The organism is Robertmurraya korlensis (assembly GCF_023715225.1).
Taxonomy (GTDB): domain Bacteria; phylum Bacillota; class Bacilli; order Bacillales; family Cytobacillaceae; genus Robertmurraya_A.
The window spans coordinates 1-3,403 of record NZ_JAMBNS010000024.1; the positions used below are offsets into that span (position 1 = coordinate 1).

At 39.6% G+C, this 3,403-nt stretch carries 4 protein-coding genes; 3 read left to right on the forward strand and 1 reads right to left on the reverse strand.

What is annotated here, in order from left to right:
* Positions 1-220 precede the first annotated feature (220 nt).
* On the forward strand, positions 221-1,567 hold the full coding sequence (mobV, locus tag M3175_RS23800) for a MobV family relaxase (RefSeq protein WP_251524390.1): 1,347 nt from the start codon (positions 221-223) through the stop codon (positions 1,565-1,567).
* On the forward strand, positions 1,567-1,764 hold the full coding sequence (locus M3175_RS23805) for a hypothetical protein (RefSeq protein ID WP_048558833.1): 198 nt from the start codon (positions 1,567-1,569) through the stop codon (positions 1,762-1,764). The genes mobV and M3175_RS23805 overlap by 1 nt, the downstream gene beginning before the upstream one ends.
* A gap of 13 nt (positions 1,765-1,777) precedes the next feature.
* On the opposite strand, the gene M3175_RS23810 is transcribed toward M3175_RS23805, so the two are convergent.
* Positions 1,778-2,335 carry a replication/maintenance protein RepL gene (locus M3175_RS23810; RefSeq protein ID WP_048558832.1) on the reverse strand — a complete coding sequence of 186 codons (558 nt, stop codon included), beginning with the start codon at positions 2,333-2,335 and terminating at the stop codon, positions 1,778-1,780.
* Between the two features lie 582 nt (positions 2,336-2,917).
* On the opposite strand from M3175_RS23810, the gene M3175_RS23815 reads away from it, so the two are divergent.
* The gene (locus M3175_RS23815; RefSeq protein ID WP_001087698.1) at positions 2,918-3,097 is read left to right on the forward strand and encodes a hypothetical protein; all 180 of its coding nucleotides are present in this window, start codon (positions 2,918-2,920) and stop codon (positions 3,095-3,097) included.
* Positions 3,098-3,403 lie beyond the last annotated feature (306 nt).

Consider the following 3,403-nt stretch of genomic DNA (forward strand, 5'->3'; position numbering starts at 1 on the left):
AGGCAACACCTTTTGAGCTGCCTACCGGCGAGGGAGCCCCTCAAGGATTGAGGGGTTGGGGAGTTCGATTAAGGGGGTCTGGGGAAGAGTTCCCCAGTGGGTTTGGGCAAAGCCCAAGGTTTGGCTTTTAGCGTCGCAGACCACATGAAACTTTGCGTGCAAAGTGTAGTGTGTTACACTTTCTATTAATCTATCGATTTTCAGAAAGGGTGCGTACCCCATGAGTTACTCCATTATCCGAATGCAGAAAATGAAATCAAATGCGATAAAAGGGATTCAATTTCACAACCAAAGAGAGAGGGAAAGTGAAACGAATCCCGACATCAATAAAGCTGATTCTCATCTGAATTATGACTTGATAAACGGTCAAAGGCAGATTGATTACAACGAGAAAATTAGCCAAGTAATTGAGGACAATGTGACCTCTGGAAAAAAGATCCGTAAAGATGCAGTTAAGCTGGCTGAATTCTTAATTACCTCTGACAAGGAATTCTTCGATAAAATTTCACCCAAAGAGCAGAAAAGGTATTTTGAAACGGCTCATGAGTTCCTTGCTGATCGATACGGTGAAAAGAATTTAATCTATGCGACTGTTCACTATGACGAGAAAACCCCTCACATGCACGTAGGCTTCGTTCCAGTAACGGAGGATGGCCGACTATCGGCTAAAGATTTCTTTGGCCAGAAAAAGCAACTGGTGAGTCTTCAGGACGATTTTAATCAGTACCTGAAGCAAAATGACTTTAATTTGGAAAGAGGGGTCTCGTCGAGCCGTAAACACGTGGAGACGGCTAAATATAAGGCTCAAACGTTTCAAAGCATGGAGAAGGAAGCCCAAGAGAAATATGAGCGGACAATGGGGCATATTCAAGAGATTGATGATAAATCGAAATCGATTGCGAATATCGAAGCTAAAAAGGTTCTAGGGCTTGTTGGAATGAAGGAACAAGACTACAAAAGCCTAGTCGATTATGCGACCAATGGTGTGGCTTATCAGCTACAAGCAGAGAATCTGCAGAAAGAGTTGGAAAAGACTCAAAAAGAAGTTACGCAGCTGAAAGCTGATATGCAAATTGGACAAGATAAAATTCGCTATTACTACAAAGATATTGAAGAGAATTTAGACTCCTTAGCAGAGAAAAAAGCACTGCAAAAAGTGAAGCAAACAGACATTGTAAAGAACTATGGAGACTTGATAGAAAAGTACAATGGACTCGTTAATAAATATAATGACCAGTTGAAGGAGAAAAAGGAGTTAAAACAACAGGTGGACACTCTAAAAATTGAGAACCGGTCTTACCAAAATGAGAATCGGGAATTGAAATTAGAGAACGGAAAATTGAAGGGAAAACTCGTGCAGATCAGCAAGGAGTTTTCTGTTTTTAAAGAGAGGGTGGGCAAAGTTTTACACGCTCAACTTGACCGAGTAAAAACGTTCTTGAGGATGAATGATGTAGACCGAAGTACAATCAAGTTCCTGGATGATAGGCAAGATAAATTAGTCCAGGACTCTTTAGAAAAAATGGAGAAGCCACAAAGGCAAAAAGGGATGGAGATGGAACGCTGATGAAGGTGAAACAATTGGTTGAGAAGTTGGAGAAACTAGACCAAGAGGGAGAATTAATGCTTTTTATGAGGGATAGAAAGAGACCTCATTTAGGTTCTGGAACTCTTATTCCAATAAAAGATATTGGTGTTTTTACAAGTGTTGACCAAGATTCAAATGAGGGCAAATATGCTCTTGAAATAAAGAAAGGCGAGTAGTTATCTACTCGCTTTATTTTAAGTTTTCACGTTCTCTAAGGGCTTTAAATTTATCAAATTGGCTTTTGTATTCAAAGTCCTTGTTTTCCTTTTTGCTGACAAGGATTTTACCATCGTATTTAGCAAATTTCTTTTTGTCATTGCCATCTGTCCAAGCAAGGTCTTCGTTCACTACATAGACGTTTGATGTTCCCATTTTTAAAACATTTAAAAATCCATTCTCCTCTAAAAGCTTTACTGCTCTGTAAACTGTTGACCTTGATTTGCCAAAATAATCTTCAAAAACTGCATAAGAACAAGCTAAAGCATTTCTGTTATCCATGTGTTCCAAGATAAAAAATAATAAAGAACTTGCGAAGTTATGATTTGCCATTAACCATCTTAATTCTGGCATGTTGTCACGATAAAGCTGGATGAAATTATGATTTTTCTTTTTCTCTTCAAATTGCTCTTTGTCTTTGTTTTCTTGCTGTTCAAGATCAATAAGTCTTTGAAGCATTTGAAGTTGTTCAGGGGTTAACTCAACATTAATTTTTCTCTGCTCGTCCAATTTACGCACCTCTGCTGGCATAGAATCCTTCTCTCCCTTGTTATGTATCATCAGCTGTGATACATATATGTATAATTTATGACACATCATAGGTCAAAAATGAACTATAGTCAAGCAAAAAATGACACATCTTAATTCAACTATGTGTCACAAGCTATGACACATATACGTGTCACAAGCTATGACACATTACCTTAACTAAAACATTGATATATCAACATTTTTTCTGTGTTCCCTTCTATATCTCCTAAAGGGCTTTTCTCCACGCAAGGTTCGGGTAGTATTTTTCGGACAGACCACCGAAAAATCTCCACCCTTTTCTCCTTGCATTCCGAAATTTTGGCGGTGCTGTACTTTCGCCAAGCCGACGTACCTAAAACGAGGAATTCAGGAAATCGGCTTGCTCGAGCCATTATACCGCCAAAACCGCCAGAGCTTCCGTTCATAAATTTTCTCTTTTGCCTTATGGATCTACGCAATATGGGGGCTTCCCCCAAACCCCCTTGCCAGCCTCCACCCTAAAACAAGGGGAGAATTGATGGTGTTCGAATAAAAATCTTTGATATTTAGAAATCTAGTTTTAAAGAAGGGAGTTGAGCTTTCATGAATAGTAACAGTAGCATTAATAAAAGTAATTTAAATTTATTAGCCGTAGTAGCACTAGGATTGACGACAATTTACACCGCAATATTAGCGACTCAATTAATGTCCACAAAACATAAAGTTGATTATTTATATTACAAAGAACATTTTCAAAAAAATAATAAGGGGAATAATAATTAATCGCTAAAACAATGAGAGGCGCTCTAGAAGCGTCTTTTTTGCTTTTTAAGGGTTTTTACTAGGGGCAACCTCTTACAAAGGCGAGAGAGGCCCGTATGGCGTCTGTCAACGGTACCGGACCGAAGGGAGGATAAGGAGTTGATAGACTCACTTCACCAAGACCCTCTTGGTGTCTCAAAAGGCAACACCTTTTGAGCTGCCTACCGGCGAGGGAGCCCCTCAAGGATTGAGGGGTTGGGGAGTTCGATTAAGGGGGTCTGGGGAAGAGTTCCCCAGTGGGTTTGGGCAAAGCCCAAGGTTTGGCTT

What these genes read in the sequence shown, in the direction of transcription:
- mobV (WP_251524390.1), top strand. Translation starts at nt 221, where the DNA reads ATGAGTTACTCCATTATCCGAATGCAGAAAATGAAATCAAATGCGATA.
- M3175_RS23805 (WP_048558833.1), top strand. Translation starts at nt 1,567, where the DNA reads ATGAAGGTGAAACAATTGGTTGAGAAGTTGGAGAAACTAGACCAAGAG.
- M3175_RS23810 (WP_048558832.1), bottom strand. Translation starts at nt 2,335, where the DNA reads ATGCCAGCAGAGGTGCGTAAATTGGACGAGCAGAGAAAAATTAATGTT.
- M3175_RS23815 (WP_001087698.1), top strand. Translation starts at nt 2,918, where the DNA reads ATGAATAGTAACAGTAGCATTAATAAAAGTAATTTAAATTTATTAGCC.